This window comes from Paraburkholderia sediminicola (genome assembly GCF_902859805.1).
Classification (GTDB): domain Bacteria; phylum Pseudomonadota; class Gammaproteobacteria; order Burkholderiales; family Burkholderiaceae; genus Paraburkholderia; species Paraburkholderia sediminicola.
The window spans coordinates 690,309-714,879 of record NZ_CADIKC010000002.1 but is presented as its reverse complement, the minus strand read 5'-3'; the positions used below and the strand labels follow the sequence as shown (position 1 = coordinate 714,879).

22 protein-coding genes are annotated in these 24,571 nt (G+C 61.7%); 12 read left to right on the top strand and 10 right to left on the bottom strand.

The window, feature by feature from the left end:
- Positions 1-10 precede the first annotated feature (10 nt).
- The 3 genes from R8871_RS11740 to R8871_RS11730 form a co-directional block, all read right to left on the bottom strand.
- Complete coding sequence (locus R8871_RS11740; protein ID WP_175050590.1) at positions 11-1,327, bottom strand: MFS transporter; 1,317 nt, start codon at positions 1,325-1,327, stop codon at positions 11-13.
- Positions 1,328-1,449: 122 nt separating this feature from the next.
- The gene (locus tag R8871_RS11735) at positions 1,450-2,352 is read right to left on the bottom strand and encodes an HpcH/HpaI aldolase/citrate lyase family protein (RefSeq protein WP_175050589.1); all 903 of its coding nucleotides are present in this window, start codon (positions 2,350-2,352) and stop codon (positions 1,450-1,452) included.
- Positions 2,349-3,581 (bottom strand): Zn-dependent hydrolase, encoded by a 1,233-nt coding sequence (locus R8871_RS11730; RefSeq protein WP_175050588.1) that lies wholly within the window; start codon positions 3,579-3,581, stop codon positions 2,349-2,351. Before R8871_RS11730 ends, R8871_RS11735 begins: the two co-directional genes overlap by 4 nt.
- Positions 3,582-3,722: 141 nt before the next feature.
- Between R8871_RS11730 and R8871_RS11725 the strand changes: the two genes are divergently transcribed.
- The gene (locus R8871_RS11725) at positions 3,723-4,676 is read left to right on the top strand and encodes a LysR family transcriptional regulator (protein WP_246287533.1); all 954 of its coding nucleotides are present in this window, start codon (positions 3,723-3,725) and stop codon (positions 4,674-4,676) included.
- 112 nt (positions 4,677-4,788) lie between these two features.
- On the opposite strand, the gene R8871_RS11720 is transcribed toward R8871_RS11725, so the two are convergent.
- The 4 genes from R8871_RS11720 to R8871_RS11705 all read right to left on the bottom strand — a co-directional run bounded on the left by R8871_RS11720 (position 4,789) and on the right by R8871_RS11705 (position 8,667).
- Positions 4,789-5,715 carry a 2-hydroxyacid dehydrogenase gene (locus tag R8871_RS11720; protein WP_175050587.1) on the bottom strand — a complete coding sequence of 309 codons (927 nt, stop codon included), beginning with the start codon at positions 5,713-5,715 and terminating at the stop codon, positions 4,789-4,791.
- Positions 5,716-5,737: 22 nt separating this feature from the next.
- Positions 5,738-6,514, bottom strand: coding sequence for a class II aldolase/adducin family protein (locus R8871_RS11715; RefSeq protein WP_175050725.1), 777 nt, complete (start codon positions 6,512-6,514; stop codon positions 5,738-5,740).
- A 137-nt stretch (positions 6,515-6,651) separates the two neighbouring features.
- Positions 6,652-7,305 carry an RraA family protein gene (locus R8871_RS11710; protein ID WP_217468898.1) on the bottom strand — a complete coding sequence of 218 codons (654 nt, stop codon included), beginning with the start codon at positions 7,303-7,305 and terminating at the stop codon, positions 6,652-6,654.
- Between the two features lie 9 nt (positions 7,306-7,314).
- Positions 7,315-8,667 (bottom strand): MFS transporter, encoded by a 1,353-nt coding sequence (locus R8871_RS11705; protein WP_175050586.1) that lies wholly within the window; start codon positions 8,665-8,667, stop codon positions 7,315-7,317.
- 297 nt (positions 8,668-8,964) lie between these two features.
- Here R8871_RS11705 and R8871_RS11700 point away from each other — a divergent pair, with 297 nt between their 5' ends.
- From R8871_RS11700 to R8871_RS11685, 4 genes are all read left to right on the top strand, one after another.
- Complete coding sequence (locus R8871_RS11700; protein WP_175050585.1) at positions 8,965-9,306, top strand: PadR family transcriptional regulator; 342 nt, start codon at positions 8,965-8,967, stop codon at positions 9,304-9,306.
- Positions 9,303-10,463: an HAAS signaling domain-containing protein gene (locus R8871_RS11695; protein WP_175050584.1), complete on the top strand. Its 1,161-nt coding sequence runs from the start codon at positions 9,303-9,305 to the stop codon at positions 10,461-10,463. Before R8871_RS11700 ends, R8871_RS11695 begins: the two co-directional genes overlap by 4 nt.
- Positions 10,464-10,519: 56 nt before the next feature.
- A complete protein-coding gene (locus tag R8871_RS11690; protein WP_175050583.1) occupies positions 10,520-11,317 on the top strand; it encodes a BPSS1780 family membrane protein in 798 nt (265 codons plus the stop codon).
- A 123-nt stretch (positions 11,318-11,440) separates the two neighbouring features.
- Entirely contained in the window at positions 11,441-12,436 is a 996-nt protein-coding gene (locus R8871_RS11685; protein WP_175050582.1) for an ABC transporter substrate-binding protein, read from the top strand.
- 45 nt (positions 12,437-12,481) lie between these two features.
- On the opposite strand, the gene R8871_RS11680 is transcribed toward R8871_RS11685, so the two are convergent.
- Positions 12,482-13,054 carry a chromate transporter gene (locus R8871_RS11680; protein WP_175050581.1) on the bottom strand — a complete coding sequence of 191 codons (573 nt, stop codon included), beginning with the start codon at positions 13,052-13,054 and terminating at the stop codon, positions 12,482-12,484.
- A 2-nt stretch (positions 13,055-13,056) separates the two neighbouring features.
- Positions 13,057-13,623 (bottom strand): chromate transporter, encoded by a 567-nt coding sequence (locus tag R8871_RS11675; protein WP_175050580.1) that lies wholly within the window; start codon positions 13,621-13,623, stop codon positions 13,057-13,059.
- A 374-nt stretch (positions 13,624-13,997) separates the two neighbouring features.
- Between R8871_RS11675 and R8871_RS11670 the strand changes: the two genes are divergently transcribed.
- From R8871_RS11670 to R8871_RS11640, 7 genes are all read left to right on the top strand, one after another.
- Entirely contained in the window at positions 13,998-14,687 is a 690-nt protein-coding gene (locus R8871_RS11670) for a hydrolase (RefSeq protein ID WP_175050579.1), read from the top strand.
- Between the two features lie 88 nt (positions 14,688-14,775).
- Positions 14,776-16,644, top strand: coding sequence for an amidohydrolase (locus tag R8871_RS11665; RefSeq protein ID WP_407673140.1), 1,869 nt, complete (start codon positions 14,776-14,778; stop codon positions 16,642-16,644).
- 39 nt (positions 16,645-16,683) lie between these two features.
- Positions 16,684-17,331 carry an HD domain-containing protein gene (locus tag R8871_RS11660; RefSeq protein ID WP_175050577.1) on the top strand — a complete coding sequence of 216 codons (648 nt, stop codon included), beginning with the start codon at positions 16,684-16,686 and terminating at the stop codon, positions 17,329-17,331.
- 103 nt (positions 17,332-17,434) lie between these two features.
- On the top strand, positions 17,435-17,686 hold the full coding sequence (locus R8871_RS11655; protein WP_175050576.1) for a DUF1427 family protein: 252 nt from the start codon (positions 17,435-17,437) through the stop codon (positions 17,684-17,686).
- A 149-nt stretch (positions 17,687-17,835) separates the two neighbouring features.
- Positions 17,836-18,786, top strand: a complete 951-nt coding sequence (locus tag R8871_RS11650; RefSeq protein ID WP_175050575.1) for a VOC family protein — start codon at positions 17,836-17,838, stop codon at positions 18,784-18,786.
- On the top strand, positions 18,776-20,332 hold the full coding sequence (locus tag R8871_RS11645; protein ID WP_175050574.1) for an alginate export family protein: 1,557 nt from the start codon (positions 18,776-18,778) through the stop codon (positions 20,330-20,332). Before R8871_RS11650 ends, R8871_RS11645 begins: the two co-directional genes overlap by 11 nt.
- 203 nt (positions 20,333-20,535) lie before the next feature.
- A complete protein-coding gene (locus R8871_RS11640; RefSeq protein WP_175050573.1) occupies positions 20,536-23,556 on the top strand; it encodes a winged helix-turn-helix domain-containing protein in 3,021 nt (1,006 codons plus the stop codon).
- A gap of 7 nt (positions 23,557-23,563) precedes the next feature.
- On the opposite strand, the gene R8871_RS11635 is transcribed toward R8871_RS11640, so the two are convergent.
- Positions 23,564-24,484, bottom strand: a complete 921-nt coding sequence (locus R8871_RS11635; protein ID WP_175050572.1) for a LysR family transcriptional regulator — start codon at positions 24,482-24,484, stop codon at positions 23,564-23,566.
- Positions 24,485-24,571 lie beyond the last annotated feature (87 nt).

The window sequence follows — 24,571 nt, the reverse complement described above, 5'->3', positions numbered from 1 at the left end:
GACGCGGGAATTATGTCACTTCGCACATCCCCGCGCGCGTTTCACCCGCGCGTATTCCCTTGCGATAACGCCCGAGCCCCACGATCCCAACCAGCGACACCGCCGAAAGCACACTAAAGAAAATCGCCAGCGGCAGCCACTCGCCCTTGTAGTTCTGCGCGAGCGCCGTACCGATCAAAGGCGTCGTCCCACCGGCGATCGTCGCGCACAGTTGATAAGCGATCGAAATGCCGGAGTACCGAACCTGCGTTGGAAATGCTGGCGTCATGAACCCGGCGATGACCGCGTAGACAGCGGACAGCACCACCACAGCGAACGAGATACCCGCCACGATCGCGACCGGATTTTGTGTTTTGACGAGCAGGAACATCGGGTAGGGCGTGAGCATGGATAGCAGGGCGGCGCAGGTCAGAAAGCGGGTTTCTCCAACCCGCTGTGCCAACAGCGCCGAAACTGGCTGGGACGCCAACTGGATCAGAGTGACGACAAACAGGCAATCGAGAATGAACGATTTCGACATGCCGAGATAGCCGGTGACATACGAAATCATGAACGTGTTGGTGAAGAAGAACCCGGCAGAGCCGATTGTCGTGGCCATCGCCGCCATGACAATCGGATACCAGGCGGTACGCAGCACTTCCTTGACCGGCGACTTCAGCACCTCGCGATTCTTGCGTAGTTGCTCGAACTCAGGCGACTCTTTGACGCCGAGCCGGATGGCCATGCCGATCAACAGCAGCACGAAGCTGGCCAGAAACGGCAGACGCCAACCCCACGCAACGAAGCTTGCGTGATCGAGCGAGGTGACGAGTCGGAACGACACGAGCGAAAGAATCAACCCGGCCGGGCTGCCCATCTGCGGAAAGGACGCGAAGAACGTCTTGCGGCCGGTTGGCGCGTGCTCGCTCGCCATCAGTACCGCGCCGCCCCATTCGCCGCCCACGGCGATACCCTGGAGAATCCGCAGCAGCACGAGCGAGATCGGCGCCCAGATGCCGATGCTGGCGTAGCCAGGCAGCAGGCCGATGCCGGTGGTGGCGATCCCCATCAGGAACATGGTCAGCAGAAGCATCTTCTTGCGGCCGAGCTTGTCGCCGAGATGCCCGAATACCGCACCGCTCAATGGGCGCGCGATGAAGCCCACAAAGAACGTGCCGAACGAAGCCATTGTGCTCAGGAAATGATTGCTGCTCGGGAAGAACACCTCGCCGAGCACGAGCGCGGCGGCCGTCGCATAGGTGTAGTAGTCGTAAAACTCGACGGCCGTGCCGATGAAAGCCGCAGTGGCGGCGCGCACGGGCTGATGAGTCTGTTCAGAAGGGGACATGGGGAATCCTGTTGTTGAACGCGCAGCGTTGGCTTGACTGCTGTCTTTATCGGTCGCCGAAATAGGGCCGCCAAATTCGGATTTTTAATCTTCAGTATCAAGGCGGCTAATGTTCGCCACGCTTACGCGTTGTCGCTTTCGTTAAAGGCGCGGAGGAGCGCAGCACGCGCGATCAACCGTTGCGCGTTGTTGCGCTCCGGATAGTCGATCCATGTCGAACCGGCAGGGAACGGATGCGCCTGCTGCGCCGCGTGCGCATCGACGAGCGCACGCGCTGCCTTCACGTCGTCCACGGATGGCGTCAGCGCGCGGTGAATCACCGGCACGTGCTCCGGAAACACGACGCTTTTCGATGCGAATCCGAGTTGCGTGGAGACGTCCAGGTCCTGTCCAAGCACCTGCGCCGACCGGTACGTACAAGGGAGATCGATCGGCACGCAGCCGGCGGCGACGCACTCGATCAGAAAGCGGCTGCGTGCGTAAAGCAGTTCGTTACCGCCCGGCGTGCGGCGCGCGCCGAGATTCGCCGCCAGGTCTTCCACCGCCAGCATGCAGCACCTTATCCGTGCACCAACCTGAAGTAGCGCTCCCAGATTGACCAGACCCTTCGCGGATTCGATAACTGGAACCACCTCCGTCGAGCCCTCCGGAATGCCCAGCTTGCGCTCGATGACGGCCAGCGCATCGTCGAGGGCGGCCAGTTGAGCCGCGCTTTCCGCGTGCGGCAGAAAAATCGCCCGTGGGGTGCCGGGCATGATGCCTTCGAGATCGGCATGGCCGTCGTGCTCCAGTTTGTTGATCCGCACCGAACCGAACGTGCCGGCGCGAGCCGCCTCGCGCAATAGCGTGACAATGCGTTCGCGTGCCTGCGGCCGGTCCTGCGGCGAAGTCATCTCTTCGAGGTCGGCGACGATGGCATCCGCACCGCTTTGCAGCGCGACTGCGTGAGCCCCGGAATGATTGCCGGGTACGAAGAGCCATGTGCGCCGGATGCCTGGCGGGCGCGGCGTTGGATGAGCGTTCATACGGCCTGTCCAGCGCGTGCCAGCATCGCATGAAGCAGCACGTCCGTACCGCGCGTGACGTCTGCCGGCAAAGCGTCCTCGGCTTCGTTATGGCTCAGACCGTCGACGCAGGGAATAAAAATCATCGCAGTCGGACAATGCTTCGCAAGATGGATTGCGTCGTGGCCGGCTCCGCTGACGATGCGTTGATGCGGATAGTCCAGCATCTCCACTGCGTTGCTGACGGCAGCAATGCAGTGCGGGTCGAACGGCGTAGCCGGGCTGACCCAATGCTGTCCCACCTCGACTGTGAGGCGGCGGCGCTTTGCGATGACCTCGAAGCGCTCGCGCAGCGCGGTTTCCATTTTTTCGATCATTGGGTCGTCGGGGTGGCGCAGATCCACCGTGAACGACAGATCCGCCGCGATCGTGTTGCGCGATGCATTGCGTATGTGCAACTCGCCGATGGTGGCGAGTCCCTGCGGGAAGAACTCCGCCGCGATGCTCTCCAGTTCCGCGGCCATTTCCGCGCTCGCGAATAGCGCATCGCGGCGGTACTGCATCGGCGTCGTGCCGGCGTGTGCGGCCTGCCCACGCACGCGCACATCGAGCCAGCGAATCGCCTGGCCGCCCGTGACGACGCCGATCGGCACGCCACTTTCCTCGAGCACCGGCCCCTGTTCGATATGCGCTTCGAAATAGGCGTCGAAGACGATGCCGGGCACGGCGCGCGTGCCGGCATAACCCGTTGCTTCCAATGCCTGCTCGATCGATGTCCCTGCTGAGTCGCGTGTGTTCAACGCCCGGGCCAACGGCATAACCCCCGTGAAGGCCGCTGAGCCAAGCATGGCCGGTGTGAAGCGCGCGCCTTCCTCGTTGGTCCACACGACGATTTCGATCGGCTTGTCGGTTTGAATGTTCGCATCGTTCAACGTGCGGACCACTTCGAGCGCGGCCAGCACGCCGTAGACTCCGTCGAAGCGGCCGCCTTCGGGCTGCGTGTCGAGATGGCTCCCGCTTGCGACGGGCGCGGCGTCGTTCCGTTTGCCGGCGCGCCGGGCGAAGAGATTGCCGACCTGGTCGACGGACAGCGTGAGCCCCGCGTCGACGCACCACTGCGAGAAAAGCGCCCGGCCTGCCGCGTCCTGTTCAGTCAATGCAAGGCGCCGCACACCGCCGCCTGCCGTGGCGCCGACCGCGGCCATGTTCATCAGGCTCGTCCAGAGCCGCTCACCATTGATCTTTAGCATCACACACTCCTGAAGCCGCGGCGTACTGACCGCGTCGGGTTCGTCGTGATGCCTTTATCCGTAATCAAAAATGATAAGTCTAATTTCTAATTCTAATCCTAAGTATAATTTTGGCGGATGATGAAACCTGTGAGGCTCATCGTGAGCAAAGACCGCCCGGACACCTATCTGAACGACCGCCTCGACTGGAATCTGCTACGGACTTTTCTTGCCATTGCGAAAGAGGGCAGCGTGAGTCGCGCGGCGACGAAGCTTCATCTGACGCAGCCCGCGGTCAGCCAGGCGTTGCGACGGCTGGAAGAGCAGTTGGGGCTGCGCCTCGTGGATCGCCACGGTCCGCGTATCGAGGTCACGCAGGCCGGCATCGAAGTGAAGCAGATTGCCGAAGACGTGTACGGCACGATCTCGCGGCTGTCGTTTGCCGAGGTGGATCGCGAACACGATATCTCCGGCATGGTGCGCGTGAGCACCGTCAGCGGAATCGATTTCCCGGACTACGACACGTTTCTCGCGGAATTCCATCGCACGTATCCGCGTATCGAGCTCGAAAGCCAGGAAATGCGCAGCGCCGATGTGGTGAACAGTCTCCAGCAAAAATCCGCAACGCTCGGACTGACGCCACGCCGTGCGTTACCTAAACGGGTCGATAGCCGCGTGTTTCTGCGTCAACGGTATGCACTTTTCTGCGGACGTCATCATCCGCTCTTTGGGCGCAGTGATCTGCGGGTCGCGGATCTCGCCGGCGAGAAGTTCGTCTCCTTCACGGGCGACAAAGTGGGCGACCACCTGTCGCCGCTCACGTTCTTTCGTGACGAGATGGGTTTTACCGGGCGCGTGGTGGGCTCGTCGTCGAGCATGACCGAGGTGAGGCGTTTTATTTTCGCGGGCTTCGGCATTGGCTGCCTGCCGGAACACGTCGTGCGCGACGACATCGTTCAGGGCCGCCTTCAGCGGCTGCCGCCGGATGAAGGCGTGGCCGACCTCGATATCTACATGCTGTGGTCACAGGACCGTAAGCTGAGCGCCGCTGAGGCTGCGTTTATCGATGCGCTGAATGTGTTCATTGATGGTCAGGCGGAAAGTGCTGGCGGCTAACGCAACGCTCGACAGCCGCGCGTCACGTCGACCACGTTCTGCAGCGGTTCGTCGTAGATCAGGCTGCGTGTGTTCTGCGCCACTTCTCTAACGCCGCGCTCAACAACCTCACTCAATAGCCGCGCGTGACATCGACCACGTTCTGCAGCGGTTCGCCACGGATCAGCCTGCGGACGTTGTGCGCCACCTGCGTGCCGATCGTCTCCGAGCTTGCCACCGACGCCATGTGCGGTGTCACGATCAGATTGGGCGCGCGCCATAAATGATCTTCGGGTGGTAACGGTTCGGTCGGAAACACGTCGACGATCGCGCCGCCGATGTGCCCGCTCGTCAGCGCCGCGATCAAATCCGCGGGCACCAGATGTTCGCCTCGACCGACGTGAATCAGCTTCGTGCCAGGCCGCAAGTGTTCGAACGTGTTCGCGTTGAGAATCCAGCGGGTTTCGTGCGTCAGCGGCAGGAGACACACGAGGATGTCCGTCCCCTGAAGGAATGGCTTGAATTCCTGTGGACCGGCGAAGGTCGTCACACCCGGCAGTTCGCGGGGCTTGCGTGCCCAGCCGCGCACCGCGAAGCCGAAGCGCTGCAAATCTGTCGCCACGCGGCTGCCGATTTCTCCCAGTCCCATGATGCCGACGGCGCATTCGGAAGCATCGCGCTGATCGTGGCGGAACCAGCGGTTAAGACGCTGATTGGCGAGCACGCGGTCGAGTTGACGATGAAAGTGCAGCACTCCCCACGTGACAAATTCGCTCATCCCACGTGCGTGTTGCGGATCGACCACCCGGCACAGCGGCACGGCGGGCAGGGCAGGGTCGGACAGGATGTTGTCGACGCCCGCGGCGATGCTATGCACGAGCCGCAGCTTCGGCAGCGCCGCCAATGCGCCGGCCGGTGGATTCCAGCACACGGCAATTTCAGCGTCGGCGGCAGCGTGCTCGCTGTGCATCACGACATCGAATTCAGGGGCGGCGCGCAGAATCGGCCGCACCAGGTGTGACATGTCGTAGTCACGGCTCACCAGAACTAATTTGGTCATTGCATTGAACCGGAGAACGGGCCTAATTGCGGTAGTCGGATTGCGGGTCGTCGATCAACCGTAACGCCGCGCGCCACGCCAGCTCCAGAATTCCCGCGGAGTCGTCGCGAGCGAACTGGCTCGCAGTCAACTCGCACACTTCTCGCGGCGGAATGCGCAGCGCGCTGCCGCCGGCCAGCGCCTGGATTTGCGCCTGACAGGCACGCTCCAGGAAATAGATCTCGTGAAACGCTTCGGCTGCTGTGGCTCCCGCCGCAAGCAGGCCATGATTGCGCAGGATCATCGCCTTGCAGGAACCGAGGTCGCGCACCAGACGCTCGCGTTCACCGAGCTCGAGCGCGATGCCTTCGTAGTCGTGGTAAGCGAGCTTGCCGTAGAACTTCAGCGCATGCTGACTGATCGGCAGCAGCCCCTGCTCCTGGGCCGACACGGCTGTTCCGGCGGCGGTGTGTGTATGGATCACGAAATGCAGATCGTCACGAGCTGCGTGGATGGCCGAATGAATCGTGAACCCTGCGGCGTTGACACGAAACAACGCCGGGTCGCTGTGCGCCCGCTCGTCGATGACGTTGCCGAGATGATCGATCTTCACGAGGTCCGACGCGCGCATTTCGTGAAACAGCACGCCATAGCGGTTGATCAGAAATGCCGGCGGCTCGCCCGGCGAGCTGGGCAGCCGCGCCGTGATGTGCGTGTCGATCATGTCGGTCATGCGGAAGTGAGCGGCCAGCCGGTAGAGCGCCGCCAGTTCTTCCCGTACCTGCTGTTCGGTACCGATCGGCGCCGGCTTGTCGCTCATGCGATCGGATGTGGACGTGGATTGCATTTCAGAAGACTCCCAGGTTTTCACGTGCTTTAGTGCGCATAGTGTTCGTTAGCGCGTCAGTGTCCGTCAACTTCATTGTTCTAATGCAGATTATTAGCCGCGTGAATACTTTACGACATGGCGCATTGCAGCACCTCGTGAAGCGGGGCTTTGGCCTTAAGGCGAGCCAGTATCGCGGGCTCCGCGCGGTCGGACGCCAGCGCCAGATCCAGCACGGCGGCAAGGGTCGGCGCTTCGGCGAACAGCACGCCGTTGTCGTCGGCCAGCACAATATCGCCTGGGCGCACCGCAACCCCGCCGCACATTACGGGCTCGTTGAAGAGACTCGACATCGTGTCGCGCTTTTTGGTCGTCAGCAACGAGGTTCCGCGCGCGAACACAGGCAGCCCCGTGCTGCGTAGTTCGATGAGATCGGTCACCACGCCGTCGACGATAACACCTCGCGCACCGGCGTCGAGCGCGGCGTATGCCGTGACCGCTCCCACCGGCGCATGCGTATGGTTCCCGCTCATGTCGATCACCAGCACGTCACCGGGTTTGAGTTGCGAGAGGGCGCGGTTCACGGGAATGGCATCAGGCGACAGCAGCTTGAGCGTTACCGCGCGCCCGATCACCTTGACGTTAGGGACCATCGCGCGGAGGCGATGGTCCGCGAAGCCGTCTTCCATGAAGTGCCCGAGAGTCGGGAAGCTGACGGATTCGAGGCTGCGCAGTAGGGATGAGTCTGGCGTGGTTTGCATCAGAGCGGTATTTTCCGTTTTCATATCAGACCTTCACGAAAGGCTCGCCGTGGCGGCATTGGTGCGCGCCGCGGACGAGATGTCGCGGCGCAGCGTTTCCGCGAGCAGCACGAGCGCGAGTACTGAAACAGCAGCCGAGCCCATCATGTACCACGCCACCGATGAGCCGCGGCCTGTAGCGGACAACAGCGCAGTGGTGACAATCGGCGTCGCCGCACTGCCGAGCAGCCCGGACAACATGTAGCTCACCGACAGACCGGAGTAGCGAACCTCGGTGCCGAACAACTCCGCGAGGAAGGTGGCGATAGGGCCATAGTTCGCGGCGAAGGCGGTCATCATCAGCAGATAGCCGAGCAGCGCAAACGGAAACTCGCGCGTGTCCAGCAGCCAGAAAAGCGGAAAAGCGAGCAGGGCCTCGGCGACAATACCGCCGATGATTACCGGTTTGCGGCCCACGACGTCGGATAGCTTGCCGAAGGCCGGCAACAACACGATGCAGAGCGCGCAGGCAATCAGCGCGATGGAAAGCATCGCGTTACGTGAGAAGCCCAGCGTCTGTGTCCCATAGGTGAGTCCGAAAGCGACGATCAGGTTGAACGAAGTGCCCGTCGACATCGTTGCGATGCCGCCGAGTAGCACCTGCTTCCAGTATCGGGTGAAGACCTCGGCGATCGGCAGTTTGACCTGCGCGTCGGCTTCCTTGATCTTGCGGAACGACGGCGTTTCCGATGTGTTCAGACGGATATAAAGCCCGACCCCCACGAGCAATGCGCTCGCAAGGAACGGAATGCGCCAGCCCCAGGAGAGCAGGGCGTCGTTTGACAGCGTGGCATTGCAGACCAGAAACGCCAGATTGGCGATCAAGGTGCCGGCAGGCACGCCGATCTGCACCCACGACCCATACAGTCCACGCTTGCCGGCCGGTGCGTGTTCCACCGCCATCAGCACGGCGCCGCCCCATTCGCCACCGAGTGCGAGTCCCTGAATGACGCGCAAGGTGAGCAGCAGAATGGGCGCCCAGATGCCGATCGACGCGTAGTTCGGCAGCAGCCCGATCGAGAACGTCGCGATGCCCATGATGATGAGCGAGACCAGCAGCATCGCCTTGCGTCCGAGGCGGTCGCCGAAATGGCCGAACAGGGCGGCCCCCACAATGCGCGCGAGATAGGCGGAGGCGAACGTGCCGAACGCCAGCAAGGTGCCGACCAACGGGACGAAGCCGGGAAAGAACACCTTGTTGAAGACGAGTGCCGATGCGGTGGCGAAAACGAACAGGTCATACCATTCGACGGTCGTACCGATCACACTCGCCACCGCGATCTTTTTCATGTTGCGTTCGGTGCCGTCTGGTGGCGGTGGTGTGTCCGCAGGGCGATAGGACGTCATGGGTTTCTCCTTGGGCATGGCGGTTTCAGTGGATGAACGCAGCCATTGCGCGCATGGCCTGGTGCCTTTATCGGAAGCCAAAAACAATAAGTAAAAGTCTGATTTCTAATCCTTTGTATTAACGCGGCGAATGATCGGACGGCCTGCCCGGCGAGCTGGCGTGTCCTGTGCATAAAACAGTACCTTGCATTAAACAATACTGGGTGCTAGAGTTCGTTCGTCACCAAGCGGATCGGTACGTTCAGCACCAGTGCATAGCAAGGTACCGTGCCATGCACGCTAATGTAATGGAATTGAATGAAAACGCAGCTCAAGAAGGGAACGCTCGACATGTGCGTGTTAGCTGTCCTCGCCGGCGGCGACAGCTATGCGTACGAGCTCGTCTCGACGCTTTCCGAAACCATGGAAATCAGCGAGGGCACGATTTACCCATTGATGCGCCGGCTGCAGGCCGAGGCATGGGTGTCGACCTATTTCGTCGAATCCAGCTCGGGGCCGCCGCGCAAGTACTACTCGCTGACGGCGGCGGGCCGCAGCAGCCTGGCGGAAATGCAAAGCGAATGGCGCAGTTTTGTCGATGAAGTCAACGGTGTGCTGGCCTTGTCCGGTGCGCCCTCAGGAACAGGGGAAAAGCAATGACGCAGGACGCATTCATCCAGCAATTGCGCCACGAACTGCGGAGTTTGCCGAAGCAGGTGGTCGACGAAATCGTCGCCGACTATCGCGAGTATTTCGGCGACGCGCTCGCTGCGGGCCGCAGCGAGGCGGAAGTGGTTGCAGCGCTAGGCGACCCAGTCAAGCTCGCACGCGAACTGAAGGCCCAGGCGAGCTTCCGTCAGTGGGAAACGCGGCGCTCGTTCGGCAACCTGATGCGGGTGGTCGTATCGATCGCGGGACTCGGCTTGTTGCAATTGTTCCTGCTGATTCCGTTCATGTTCTATCTGCTGATGCTGACGGTCGGCTACATGGTTTCGGGTGCACTCGTGGTTGCCGGACTCGTGACGGTGGTCGCGCTCGGCAGTCATCATCTGTTTGGGTGGCCGGCGTTTCATTCGCTGCCGTTCACCTTCGAAAGCAGTGACGTGAAAACGGGTCAGCAGGCGAGCACCAACGGAAACGACGACGATGATGACGACGCTGCGGATGACGTCCCCAAGCAGGGCGACCCGCGCCTCGCAACCGCCAATATGAAGGTGTTCCGGGTGGACGGCGACCGTTTCGTGCTGCGGCCGGATGCAGCCACGCGGATTTCCGTTGTGACGCTTGCCGGTCCGATCGACATCAAGAACGACGACGGCAAACTCAAAATCAATTCGGTCGGCGGCGCACGCGATCTGTTCAAAGTCGACCCGGACGGCACGTGGTCTATCGCAGCCACCGACATCGTGGCGCTCGATCTTAAGGATGGCGAAGGGGACAAGGTATCGGTTGCGCGCATCGGAACCGGTGCGAAGGCGCTGGCGTGGGACATAAGGAACCACGGTGACCACGTGTCTTTCGTGCAGGGCGCGGACGGCAGCGGCAAGCGTCTGGCGGTCAACAGCGGCACGGATTCGGTCGTGATCGATCGCGACCACATTTCGATCAAGGACGGTTCGGATAACGTCGTGATCGTCGGCCCGCATGGCTCGGGCATCGGCGCAATGATTTACGGATTCACGATGCTGGTCGCCGGCATCGTCGGTTTGTGGCTGTGTTTGTGGTTGACGCGAATTACATGGCGCGCCCTGGTTCGCTATGTTCAGCGGCAACTCGATCTGATTACTGCTCGACTCGACGAAGGGCAATCCGCCTGAGGCGCGGCGCAGGTTGACTGACGTCTCTATCCTCATTCGATGAAAAGGAAACGGTCATGAATATGCATTATTCAGGCGGTACGGCAGTTCCGGCACGTCCGCAACCTGTGTCCGGGCTGCGCTATCCGGATAGTCGTGTGGTCGGTATGCAAAGCGTTGGAGGCTGGCTCGCGGAAGGGATTCGTATCGCTCGCGCGAATCCTGTGCTGTGGCTCGTGGCGATTCTCGGTTGTGCCGATCTGGTGACGCTGTTCGAACTGGCGCCGCCGCTGCGCGTGCTGGCGGTGCTCGTCGGACCGGTCCTTGCCGCTGGACTGGTGCTGATGCAGGAACGTGCGAGCAATGCGCGCCCTTGGTCGATCCGCGAGACGATTGAAGCCGTCAACGTGCATCGCAATGCGTTGATCATGATCGGGCAATGCGGCGCTGCCGTTGCCTACGCGGGGCACCTGATCGCGTTTGTGGCGTTTCATGTGTCGATGAAGACATCTGTCGCACCGAATGGCGTGCATGATCTGACGATCGTCTACGGTGCACATAACGGCACGGGCAATGCGCTGGAGCCGGTGCTCAACATGCTGGCCTACGCGCTCGCGGCTTCGCTCGTATGGTTCGCGCCGGCGCTGGTTGTTCTGAACAACGTGTCGCCTCTGAACGCGATGGCGGCGAGTGTGCGTGCCGTGGCGCGTAACTGGCGCGTCGCTTTGGTATTCGGCATTGCCATCGCTATCGACGTGTGGCTCGCTACCTTCGCACCGCTTCCATTGCGCGGATTGCTGGTGACGCCGCTGGTCAGCGCGCTGATCGTTCTGTCGATGTACGGCGCGTATCGCGGCGTATTCGAGAAGTCGTAAGTGACGGGCTCGCGCTGGGGTGAAAAAGATAGCTGCCCGGCCGAGATAACGATATCGGAATTGAATCATTCTCACGAAGCGTCCTGATCGCTACGCTTGCAGAAATATTGCAAGCGAGGGCATATGGCCGCTTCTGTTTATACGTCTTTTTCCACGCGGCGGCGCACGCTGAAGTTGCTCGGCGCAATGCCGGCGCTTGCCACAGCCGGCGCGTTTCATTCACTCAACGTGCAGGCCGCCGATCTGGCATCGACCACGATCGTGCTCGGCGATCAGGCTGGCGGCACACGGGCGCTCGCCGAAGCGGCCAAGGTACTCGACGGCACGCCGTATGCATTTCGTTGGGCCAATTTCCAGGGCGCCGCGCCACTCTTCGAGGCGCAACGCGCAGGCGCCGTCGATCTTGCGCCGGCGGGTGACTTGCCTGTGCTTGCCGCGGCTGTCGGCGATCCGAGCTTGAAGATCGTCGCGACGCGGGTGGGGTCGGGCGCGCAACTCGGCATTCTGGTTGCGCCCAATTCACCGATTCGCACGGTGGCGGATCTGAAGGGGCGCACCGTGTTCGTGTCGTCGGCGCGCGGCAGCATTTCGCAATTCCAGTTGTATGGTGCGCTCGCCGAAGCCGGACTCTCGAAGGACGACGTCAAGGTCCGTTTCATTCTGCCGGTCGATGCGTTTGCTGCGTTCGCGTCCGGCTCGATCGACGTATGGGCGACGTTCGATCCGTACTACGGTATCGCGGTCCAACGCGGCGCGCGCATTTTGCGCGACGGGTCCGGCATCAATAGTGGTCTCGGCTTTATCACTGCATCGGGCGCCGCGCTTGCGGATACGCGCAAACGCGCGGCGATCGCAGACGTTCTGCTCAGACTGCAGCGCGCGGGTGATTGGGCGCTTGCGAATCCCGATGCCTACGCGCAGATCTACTCGACATTGACGCGCTCGCCACTCGACGCCGCGAAGCAGATCACGCAGCGCGCGGCATTGAAACAGCACTTCGTGACCGAGGCGGATATCGCAGCGCTTCAGAAAGTCGCCGATAGCGCGGATCGCGACGCTATCCTGCCGCGCCGCATCGACGTGCGCGCGATTGCCGAGACGCATATCGCGAAGGTTTGAGGCGAAAGGGGGAGCGCGCCGCGTGTATTCCATGTCGGGCCAGCGTTAGCTCGCCAATTGCACTTGAAGCAGGGACGGAAGGCTGGCGCCAAGTTCGTACATACCAAGCAGCATCAACGCGCCGCAAACCAACAGAAGCAGCGGATTGATTCGCGTGCTGAGCAGCGTCCCCACCGACATAAGGGCGATCGCTTGCGCCGGAAACCCACCGTCGAGCGACTTCAACAGAACCCATCCCGCTGCGAGAATCATGCCGGAGGCGACGGGCCGCAGCCCGCGCTCGAGCGCCAGTTGCCACGCCGCGCCCTTATATCGTGTCCAGAAGTGAGTCACGCCATAGATCAGGATGCCGGTCGGCGCGAGCAATGCCAGCGTGGCCACCACGGCGCCCCAGAACCCGGCAATTTGCCAGCCGATCAAGGTGGCCAGCAGCGAACCAGGGCCCGGCGCCATACGCGAGATGGCGAAATCCACACCGAACTGGGCATGCGTCAGCCATCCATGCACATCCACAACCTGTCGTTGGATATCGGCGATGATGGCCTGGCCACCACCTATCGTCACGAGCGACAGGGGCGCGAAAACAGCCGCAAGTTGTAGCAGAACGCGATTCGACATGGTCAGGCTTTGCGCAGTTTGATGTATTCGAACAGCACGCTCAGACCTCCCGCGCCGATCACGACCCACACCAGCGGCAGACGCAATATGCCGACCGCGACGAAGGTGCCGGCAAGGAACAGCAGCGGCATGAGCCTGCGCTGCACGCGGCGCGCGGTCGTCACGCCCATCGACAACGACAGGCCGGTGGCCGCTGCCGCTGCGCCCGCAAGCAGGATGTGAGCGAGCGGAAATTGCAGCAGATGGCCGAGAACCGTACCGAGAATAATGATGAAAATGGCGGGCGGGACGATGATGCCGGCAACGGCCAGCAGCGCGCCGCGCCAGCCGAGCAGACGGTGGCCGATCCATATCGCCATGTTTTTGACGTTGATGCCCGGCAGCGCCTGAGAAATGGCCAGGCCATTCAGAAAATCTTCTTCACTGATCCAGTCGCGATCCTGGACGAATTCACGCAGGAGCCACCCGCTCAGGCCGCCGCCGAAGCTGGTGAGCCCAATCCGGCTGAATATCAGGAAGAGCCCGGTGAGGGTGGGCGGTCGACTCGTGTTGGCAAGTTGTTGGGACATCGAATCTTCCAGTCAGATTGACGTATGACGGGCGAAATATTTGCTCATGATGAGCGTGCCTCGTCATATGCGGCTGGAAAATTATATCAACCACGGTCCCTTCCGGACTTCTCGGCACAGTTCGGCCTCCCGGATCCAGCGACTGCGTGTAGGAATTCAACGCGGCCAAAGTCCTGCAGAAAATATGAATTCTTCTGAAAACGCCGTCGTGCATGACGCACGCCGCGTCTTTTTCTGCACCCATTTCTTTTAAGAACGATTAAGGATTTCAACAAGGACTCTCGGTAAGGGCGTCGATAGACTCGGCTTCAGTTTCTCTCGCACTTCAGGCGAGTGCGGCATGTCTTCACCCAACCTTTAGGATGTATAGAGCCATGGCAAATCCGAAACTTGAAGTCCTGACACCTGCAAATTCGCAGATCATCTTCATCGACCACCAGCCGCAAATGGCTTTTGGTGTCCAGTCTATCGACCGCCAGGTACTGAAGAACAACGTAGTAGGACTCGCGAAGGCAGCGCGAGTGTTCAACATTCCCACCACGATTACGACAGTGGAATCCGAGAGCTTTTCGGGCTATTCCTACCCCGAGTTGCTGGATGTGTTTCCAGGGCAAAAATTGCTCGAACGCACTTCCATGAATTCGTGGGATGACCAGAAGGTGCGCGACTCGCTCGCGGCTAATGGCCGCAAAAAAGTCGTGGTGGCAGGTCTGTGGACCGAGGTTTGCAATAACACATTTGCGCTATGCGCGATGAACGAAGGCGACTACGAAATCTATATGGTGGCCGACGCGTCGGGCGGGACGTCGAAAGAGGCGCATGAGTATTCGATGCAACGCATGATTCAGGCCGGCGTGGTTCCAGTGACCTGGCAACAGGTGCTGCTCGAATGGCAGCGGGATTGGGCGCGCAAGGAAACCTACGAAGCCGTCATGGCGATCGTCAAGGAGCATTCGGGTGCGTATGGGATGGGCGTGGACTACGCCTACACCATGGTGCACAAGGCGCCCCAGCGCACGGCGGGGTCCCACGAGGTTCTGGCAGCGGTGCCCGCGAAGAAGTAAGCAAAGAAATAAGCAATCGCGAAGAGCACCCGCTTCCCGTGAATCGCTCCGCACGTAAAAAGCGGAGTGCTCCCCAATGAGGATCGCCATGACTTCCCATACTCCCGACCCGGCGTTAGCCGAGGTCGTCTTTTTCAACGGCAAGATCGCGACACAGGACGACAAACGCTCCTTTGCCGATGCGCTCGCCGTAGCGAATGGCCGCATCATTGCGTCGGGTTCACGCGATGCCGTGATGCGGCACGTGAACGACAACACGCGGCACGTGGACCTCAAAGGCCGAACGGTTATTCCCGGTCTCAACGATTCGCACTTGCACATCATTCGCGGCGGACTGAACTTCAATATGGAGTTGCGCTGGGACGGCGTGCCGTCGCTGGCGGACGCGCTCGACATGCTGAAGAAGCAGGTGGCCCGCACACCCGCGCCTCAGTGGGTGCGCGTGGTAGGCGGCTGGAACGAATTTCAGTTTGCCGAGCGGCGGGGACCTACGCTCGACGAAATCAACGCGATTGCACCGGACACGCCGGTGTTCATTCTGCATCTCTACGACAGCGCGCTATTGAACGGTGCGGCCTTGCGTGCGGTCGGCTATACGAAAGACACCCCCAATCCTCCCGGCGGCGAGATCCAGCGCGACAAGCGCGGCAATCCGACGGGCATGCTGATCGCAAGGCCCAACGCCGGACTGCTGTACGCCACGCTGGCGAAGGGCCCAAAGCTCGCGCCCGAAGATCAGCGCAATTCCACGCGACATTTCATGCGCGAGCTGAACCGGCTTGGCGTGACAAGTGCGATCGACGCGGGCGGCGGCTACCAGGCCTATCCAGACGACTACGCGGTCATCATGGACATGGCGAAGCGCAATGAGCTGACTGTGCGCATCGCCTACAACCTGTTCACGCAGAACGCCAAAAAGGAAATTGAAGACTTCGCGAAGTGGGTGAAGATGACGAAGCCTGGTGAAGGCGACGACTTCCTGCGTGTCAACGGTGCGGGCGAAATGCTGGTGTTTTCCGCGGCTGACTTCGAAGACTTTCTCGAGCCGCGGCCGGATCTGCCGGACACGCTCGAAGACGAACTGGAAACCGTCGTGAAGCTGCTAGTCGCGAACCGTTGGCCATTCCGTCTGCATGCCACCTACAACGAATCGATCGAGCGTTTCCTGAATGTCTTCGAGCGCGTGAACGCCGAGATTCCGTTCAACGGCTTGCGCTGGTTCTTCGATCATTGCGAGACCATCACGCAAAAGAATATCGAACGCGTGCGTGCACTCGGCGGCGGCATTGCGATCCAGCATCGAATGGCCTATCAGGGTGAGTACTTCATTCAGCGCTATGGAGAAGAGGCCATTCAGCGCACGCCGCCGGTGCGCCATATGCTGGACGCGGGCCTCCCCGTCGGTGCGGGAACGGATGCCACGCGTGTGGCGAGCTTCAACCCCTTCGTGTCCCTCTACTGGATGGTGTCGGGTAAGACGGTTGGCGGCACCGCGATGTATACGAGCGAAAATCGCCTGGACCGGATGGAAGCACTGCGTCGGTACACGGTGGGGAGCGCCTGGTTCTCGAACGAGGAAGATCGCAAGGGCGCGCTGGTTCCCGGTCAGTTCGCGGATTTTGCGGTGCTCAGCGAGGATTACTTCACCGTCGACGAGAGCCGCATCAAGTATCTGACCTCCGCGATGACGGTGGTAGGCGGCAAGGTCGTGTACGCCGACGACGAGTTCGCGCCGCTCGCGCCTCCAGATCTGCCGGTCAGTCCGTCATGGTCGCCTGTTGCGGAGTTCGGCGGCTACAGCCGTTACAAGCCGACCGCGGTGGCGTGCGTGGATGGCTGCGTGAACCTGTGCGGTGTGCATGCTCATGCGCACGGCTGGGCCTGGCGTAAGAACGTGCCAGTCAGCGATTCGAACGGCTTCTGGGGCGCGCTGGGATGTAGCTGTTTCGCGTTCTGACATCCACGGTTTCTTCCCACGGGGCGAGCGGAGACCACCATGCCGACGACGAAAAGCATTGCGGGCGTCGATATTCCTGACGGTCCGCTGGCCCGGGCGGCAGCCGATCAGATCCGGGCGGCGGAATCCGAGTTGATGTTCCATCACGCGTTGCGGGCATTTCTGTTCGGTGCGCTGACCGGCGCTCGCGAGAATCTGGCTTTCGACGCGGACCTGCTTTACGTCGGCATGCTCTTTCATAACGTCGGTCTTACCATGCAGTATCGACATTCCCGTCACCGGTTCGAAGTGGACGGCGCGAACGCCGCACGTGACTTCATGCGGCAGCACGGTGTTGCCGAGAGCGCGATCCAGGAGGTGTGGGTCGCAATCGCATTGCACACCACGCCGTGTATTCCTGAGTACATGTCGCCGCTGATTGCGCTGGTCAGTGCCGGTGTGCAGATGGATGTTCGCGGCTCCCGCTACGACGAATTCACCGCGCAACAGCGTGACGAAATCGTGCTGGCGTATCCGCGTGAATCCGGCTTCAAGAAGAAGATCATCGAAGCGTATGCGCGCGGCATGCAGCATCGTCCCGAGACGACCTTCGGCACGGTGAATGCCGATGTGCTGGACCGGTGGGACCCGAACTATCGTCGTCTGAATTTCTGCGGACTGGTACTGGGGTGTGACTGGCCGAATTGACGCGATCTATCGTGAAGTACTGCCGCCTGACTGTGTGTCGAGTGCCTGTCGAAAGAAAGAGCTGGCGCGAACACGGATGGCGGCTATTGTGAGGACAGGCAGAATGGGCTACATCATTTCACTAGGCGTCGGCTTCGGAATAGGGCTTCTTTACTGGCTGCTCAAGGTGCAGTCGCCAGCGCCGCCCCTGATCGCGCTCGCCGGGCTGCTCGGCATGGTGTTGGGCGAGCACGCGATACCGGTGGTCAAGGCACAGCTTTTTGCCCAGACGCAGACGGTTCAGGCCGCGGATCAGACAAAAGACGGCGTGGTGCAAAAACCGGCAGCGTCCAGCGCGACGAAAGAAGGCGGCTGACTGGCCTGTCTCCGTGCGGTTTTGCGGCTTTGCCTCTTTGCGCCGAGGAGAGACGCCGGCCGGATCGTCGCTTCGTCATCGACAGACAACAGAATCGGCCTCGCCACGAGGCCGGCCATTCAAACTTCGCCAACACAACGGATAACACTATGTTTAATTCGCTGCAACGCTATCGTCCAGTCGCGCTTCTCTGCGCCGCGGTATTGATCGGCTTGTCGCCGGTTTCGTCGGCATTCGCCGATGCGGGGCCACCGGAAGTGTCGACCGGAAAAACTGCACTTGCAGCCAGACAACCTGACGTGTCGGTCGGCGCGCAGTACGACACAACCCACGTGTATGTGGCCTCGGCCGATCTCGACGCGTTCGTCACCAGCTTCCTCGCGACTTTCGGCGGCAAGGCGTCGCCGCGCGCGGTGTTTACGGTGACGCCTACGCCGAGCAAAACGGCATCGCAGTATGTGCAGACGCCGGTCGGCATGCTGTCGGTCTTTGGCTTCGAAACCCCGATTCCCTATCCGTTCGGCAACGAGCGGACCGGATATCTCGTCACCAATATCGATCAGGCGGTGAGCGCCGCGCGTGCCGCGGGTGCCAATGTTCTCGTCGACACATTCGACGATCCGATCGGCAAGGACGCCGTCATTCAATGGCCAGGCGGCCTGACGATGCAACTCTACTGGCACACCAAGGCGCCGAACTACGCGCCGCTGCACAGCGTTCCGGACAACCGCGTGTATGTGTCTCGCTACGAAGCGAACAACTTCGTGCGTCGCTGGCTGCATTTCTCGCATGGCAAGGTGGTGTCGGACAATCCGCGCGCGGATGCCGGCGTAATCGGCCGTCCGGGCGAGACTATCCGCGAGATTCGCATCAACTCCGGCTTCGGCCGCATGGTGGTGTTCGTCACGGACGGCAAGCTGCCGTTCCCGTTCGGACGCGAGACGACTGGCTATGCCGTGGACGATCTGGCGCAGACGCTCGAGCGCGCGCAGGCGGCCGGCGCGAAGGTGTTGTACGCGCCGTATAGCAGTGACGTGGGCAAGACTGCCGTGCTCGAATTCCCGGGTGGCTACATTGCTGAAGTCCACGATGGCCAGTAATGAGTGCAGCGTGACGCCACTTAAGTCTCAGCACGCAAACCGGTGCCGGCGGCGGTATGCTGCGCTGCGCATCGTTCGCGCGTTGCTATTCAGCACGGGCCTTGCCGCCGCGCTGCCGGCTTCGGCGGCGGATACGGCGCTGGGCAGCGGTGACGACACCAGCACCACGGGCGGCAAGACGGCGACGGCGACGGCGACGGCAACGACATCGTCGGCTGCGGCAAGTACCTCGTGCGCGCGGCCTGCGATCATGTTCAACCGCTGGCAGGAAAACTGGTCGGCTTTGGCCAATCCGTGCGTGCCGAAAGCGCCGTTCGATTCGCTCAAATATATCCCGCTGTTCGGCAATCCCGACGCGTATATCTCGCTCGGCATGGTGCTGCGCGAGAGGCTGGAGATCAACGACGCACCGCTCTTCGGTCTCGGCTCGGGCCGCGACGACACCTACTTGCTGCAACGTCTGGAAGTCCATGCGGACGTGCGCCTCGGTCCCCACGTGCAGTTCTTCATGCAATTCGAGGACGCGCGCCCGTACGGCAAAGACAACGTCACGCCGGTCGACAAGAACCCGCTCGACTTGCGCCAGGCGTTTGTCGCCATCACCGAACCGCTCGGGCCGGGGACTTTCAAATTCCGGGTGGGGCGCCAGGAAATGGCGTTCGACTTGCAGCGCTTCATCTCCGTGCGCGACGGTCCCAACGTGCGCCAGGCGTTCGACGCGATCTGGGTCGACTATGAAACCGGTCCATGGCGCTGGATCGGCTACGCCACGCAGCCGGTGCAGTATCGCGACAACTCGGATTTCGACGACGTCTCGAATCGTGATCTCACCTTCAGCGGTGTGCGCATGGAGCGCAAAGACATCGGCCCGGGGGATCTGTCCGCGTACTACTCCCGCTATAACCGCAGCAATGCGCACTTTCTCGATGCAACCGGCGACGAGCATCGCGACGTATTCGACGCGCGCTACTCCGGCAACCTCAACCATATCGACTGGGACGTCGAGGGGATGTATCAGTCGGGACATGTCGGCAGCAAAACGATCGGCGCGTGGGCTGTGGGCTCGCTCGCCGGCTACACGCTGACAACCGCGCCGTGGACGCCGCGGCTCGGCATTCAGGTGGATGCTGCGTCGGGCGACAAGCATCCCGGAGACGGCCGTGTCGGCACGTTCAACCCGTTGTTCCCGAATGGCTATTACTTCGCGCTGGCCGGCTATACGGGCTATGCCAACCTGATTCATGTGAAGCCGTCGCTTACCCTCAAACCGAATAGCAAGTTGACGCTGCTGGCAGGCGTGGGTTTGCAATGGCGCGAGACCACTGCGGATGCGGTCTACCAGCAAGGCTCGGCTGTCGTGCCGGGCACGGCGGGGCATGGCAGTCCATGGACCGGTTTCTATACGCAACTGCGCGCTGACTGGGCGGTTACCGCGAATCTCGCCGCGGCGCTCGAAGCCGTACATTTTCAGATCGGTTCGTCTCTGCGCGAGTTGGGCGCTCGTAACTCGGACTACGTCGGCGTCGAACTCAAATTCGGCTGGTAGACGGTGCACTCGCACAACGTCATCCCGTTGACGGGCTAGAGGAGGCCAGCTTTCTGGCCTCGCGATCACTCAAAATTTTCGAACAATAGGTTCAGTTTTTTCCGCGCATGCCAACGCTTCGTTGATCTAGACTGCGGGGACGCAACGCCGGGGGATCAACCCTCCGTTGTTCCTCTACTCGCTGCGTCTTGGATACTCAGGCAATGATCTGCATTGGCCCGCTTCAGGTGGACCTCGCCAGCCGAGAACTCTTTCGCGACGGCCAACCACTACGGCTTGGCAGTCGCGCATTCGACATGCTTGCCGTGCTGATCGCTGCCAACGGCGCGCTCGTGTCGAAGAACGACCTGCTCAAACAGGTGTGGCCGGACACGTTTGTTGAGGAGAACAATCTTCAGGTGCACATGTCCGCACTGCGCAAAGCGCTGGGCGAAAGTCGCGGGCTTATCCAGACCGTGTCCGGACGAGGCTACCGTCTGGTGCTCCGTCATCCTTTGGCGACGCCTTCCGATAGCAGCGGTCGTGACGATGAGCTTGAGGCTGCAGTCGAAACGAGGCAAAACCGTGCTGTCCCCAACAATCTGCCTGCCAATTTCTCGACGCTGGTCGGGCGCGAGAAAGCGCTGAACGACGTCGCACTGGCGCTCGCTTCGACTCGTCACATCACGCTGGTCGGCTCCGGCGGTATCGGCAAAACCCGCCTGGCGATCGAGGTCGCGCGCAGTTTGCTGCAGCACTATCCTGATGGTGTCTATCTGGTCTCGCTCGCCGCCACATGCGACGCGAACAGTGTGCTCGCGATGTTCGCCACCAGCATCGGTGTGAACGCGGCAACAGGGGCGCTCACATTTGCACGAGTTAGCAAGGAACTCAGTGCGCGGCGCGTGTTGTTCATACTCGACAATTGCGAACATGTGCTTGGACCCGCTGCCGAGCTAGCCGAAACACTATTGAACGCAAATCCGTCCGCGAGCATTCTCGCGACCAGCCGGGAGCCGTTGCGTGTCGTCGACGAACATCTGTATTGGGTTGCTTCGCTTGAGGTGCCCGCCCAGGACGACCAGAGTCAGGACGTGCTGCAGCGTAGCGCCGTCAGGTTGTTCCTGTCACGCGCACGCTCGATCGACGAGCGTTTTTCAGCCGACGAGAGAAGTATCCATCTGACCGGCATGGTATGCCGGCGGCTCGACGGTATTCCGTTGGCGATCGAACTGGCGGCGGCGCGCGCGGCGATACTCGGCATCGAGACGCTTGCGGATCATCTCGACGACCGCTTCAACATGCTGACGGGCGGCAATCGCACCGCGTTGCCACGGCACCAGACCTTGAAGGCGACGCTCGACTGGAGCCATGCGTTACTCGACGATACTGAGCGCGCGACGCTGCGCGGGCTCGGCGTCTTCGTCAACGGCTTCACGCTTGAAGCCGCGGTTGCCGTGGTCGGTGGCGGCGCGCTGCGCGAACTCGACGTGATCGCAGCGGTGTCGGGCCTTGTCGAAAAGTCGTTGGTGGTAACGCAGGTGGAGCGTGGCAAAGCGCGCTACCGGCTGCTGGAAACCACGCGTGCCTACGCGCTGCAGAAGCTTGACGACAACGGCGAGCGGCGCCTCGCCACGCTCAATCACGCGCGTTACTTCGCAGGTTTGCTCGAGTGCGAAAGGTCCGGCCGTGCGAACCCCGCGAGCGCGTGTTCCGAACCATGGCATCGGCGGATGCACGAATTGCTCGACGATTTGCGCGCGGCGCTCGGCTGGGCGCTATCTCCGAAGGGTGATGAGGCGCTGGGAGAAATGCTGGCCGTGAACGTCACGTCGCTTCTCTACGAGCTGTCGCTGGTCGACGAATGCTGCGTCTGGGCGCGGCGTGCGCTCGATAGCGTGACGGCGGCCCATCAGGGTTCGCGCTCCGGCCGGCACCTGCGCGTGCGTATGCAACTGCTGGCGGCGCTTGGCGGAGCGCTCGTGCATGTCAGCGGACCGAATCGGGAAATGCTTGGCATCTGGGCGGAGGTACTCGCAACGGCGATCGCACTCGGCGATCAGGTGTTCGAAGCCCGAGCGTTGTGGGGCATGTGGAACGCGGATCAATCGTCCGGCGCCGCGCGCAATGCGTTGGCGTTCGCGCAGCGCTTTGCCTCGCTAGCGTCGGAGTCGGGCGACGCGATGAGCGCGATCCTCGGCTACTGCTTGCTAGGTATTGCGTCGCACTACGTGGGCGATCAACAGCAGGCGCGGCTGTCGCTCGAACGGTTTCTGCAGCACGTGGATAGCTTGCAGCATCGTCTGCCGTTGGGACAGTCGGCCGATCAGCGAGTGGTTGGCCGGGCGACGCTGGCACGCGTGCTGTGGCTGCAGGGGTTCGTCGATCAGGCGCTCGCGCTGGCGGAGGATTGCGTGGCCGCTGCATGTCATCACGGCCAGGCGATCGTCACGTGCTACGTGCTGGCTGAGGCGGAGATTCCGCTGGCGCTGCTGTCGGGTAAGCGGGACAGGGCGGCTCGGGCGATCGCGATGTTGCAGGACCTGTCGAGATGCGCGGGACTGAGCGTGTCGCAAGCGTGCTGTCGCTGTTTTGGCGAATACCTGCGCTCACTGGACGAAACCGGTCCGGAGCGTGTGCGTGCGCTCCGTGCGGCGTTGAACGATCTGGAGGCGCTGGAGTACGGTGCGCCGCGCGCGATGCTCGCGGCACAGTACGCCCTCACGCTCGGGCGCGCCGGGCAGCGAAGAGAAGGGATCGCTGCGCTCGCGCATGCATTGGCGCGGTGCGACGAAGCCGGCGATCATTGGTATACGGTCGAACTCAGACGCGTCCACGGCGAGTTGCTGCTGATGGAGTACGCCGGCGAGCCACCGTTGGGCGAGGTGGCGACAGATGCAGAGGCTTGTCTGACTGCGGCACTTGAGGAGTCGCTAGCGCAAGGCGCGCTCTCGCTGCAATTGCGCACTGCGACGAGCCTCGCGCGGCTCTGGTATGCGCAAGGCCGGAACAGGGAAGCCGTGCAGTTGTTGAACTCCGCATGCGCAAGGATGACGGAGGGTTTCGATTGGAACGACTTCAAAGCCGCGAAACAGTTGCTGCGGATCGCCACCGAGGCGAGCAAGCGGGCCGACGCGCCGGCCAATGCGGATGGGGATGCAGATGCGGAAACCGACAGCGATACGAACGCGACATCCGGCCCGCTCGACCAACCGCGGCGAGGCAAAATCAGCCAGGACGGCTAGACACGCTTTATCCGTGCAACATTCTCTGTTGCGCAGCCTCGTCGATCAGATCCGGGCGGTTCAGTTGTTCGACCCACCAGCGCAACGCTCGACCGCTCTCATCGTCGCGCCACGCAAGATAGAAATGCGTGACGTCGCGCATGCCGAGCACTTCCTTTTTCACCAGTTCACCCTGGATCAGCGGTTCGACGGCGAGACATTCCGGGATCGTGCCCGCAGCGAGACCCTTGATTTGCGCGGCGAGCTTGGCTTCGAGCGTCGGCACCGTCAGGACCTCCTGGTTGGCGGCGATTGCGATTGTGCGCGGCGCGAGCTTGCGGGAGGTGTCGCCGATTGCGACCGCGCGATGTCGAGCGACGATATCCAGCGTCAGCGGTCCCGGCATGGACGCAAGTGGATGATGCGGCGCCACCACGAACACATGCCGCAGAGAACCAATTGGTTTGGCGACCAGACCGGGAATCGCCGGCGGCTCGCCCGCAGCGCCGACGATCAGGTCGGCGCGACGCGTCAGGAGCGCGTCCCATGAACCGCCCAGCACTTCTTTCGACAGATGCAGCCGCGTGTCTAGCTTCAGCTTGTAGAACTGGTCGACATGGCTCCAGAGCAAGTCGAACGGGATGATCTCGTCGACCGCGATGTGCAGATCGGATTCCCAGCCATGCTGGATTCGCTTCGCCTTGCGCTCGAGATCTTCCGCGGCCTCCAGCAGGCGGCGGCCTTCTTCGACCACCACGCGCCCCGCATGCGTGAGCGTCGCGCGCCGGCCAGAACGGTCGAACAGCTTGACGCCAAGATCGAGTTCGAGTTTCTGAACCAGATACGTCAACGAAGACGGGACCTTGTGAAGCTTTTCCGCGGCACTTGCAAAGGTGCCGGTTCGATCGATCGCATCGAGCACCTGCAGGACTTCAAAGGATAGGTTCATGGCGAAGAGCCGGATTCGTCGGAGTTTCAGCGGAACGGTCAGCATACTGGATTTCACACTGTCCGCAATGCCTGCTGCGCCTCCACC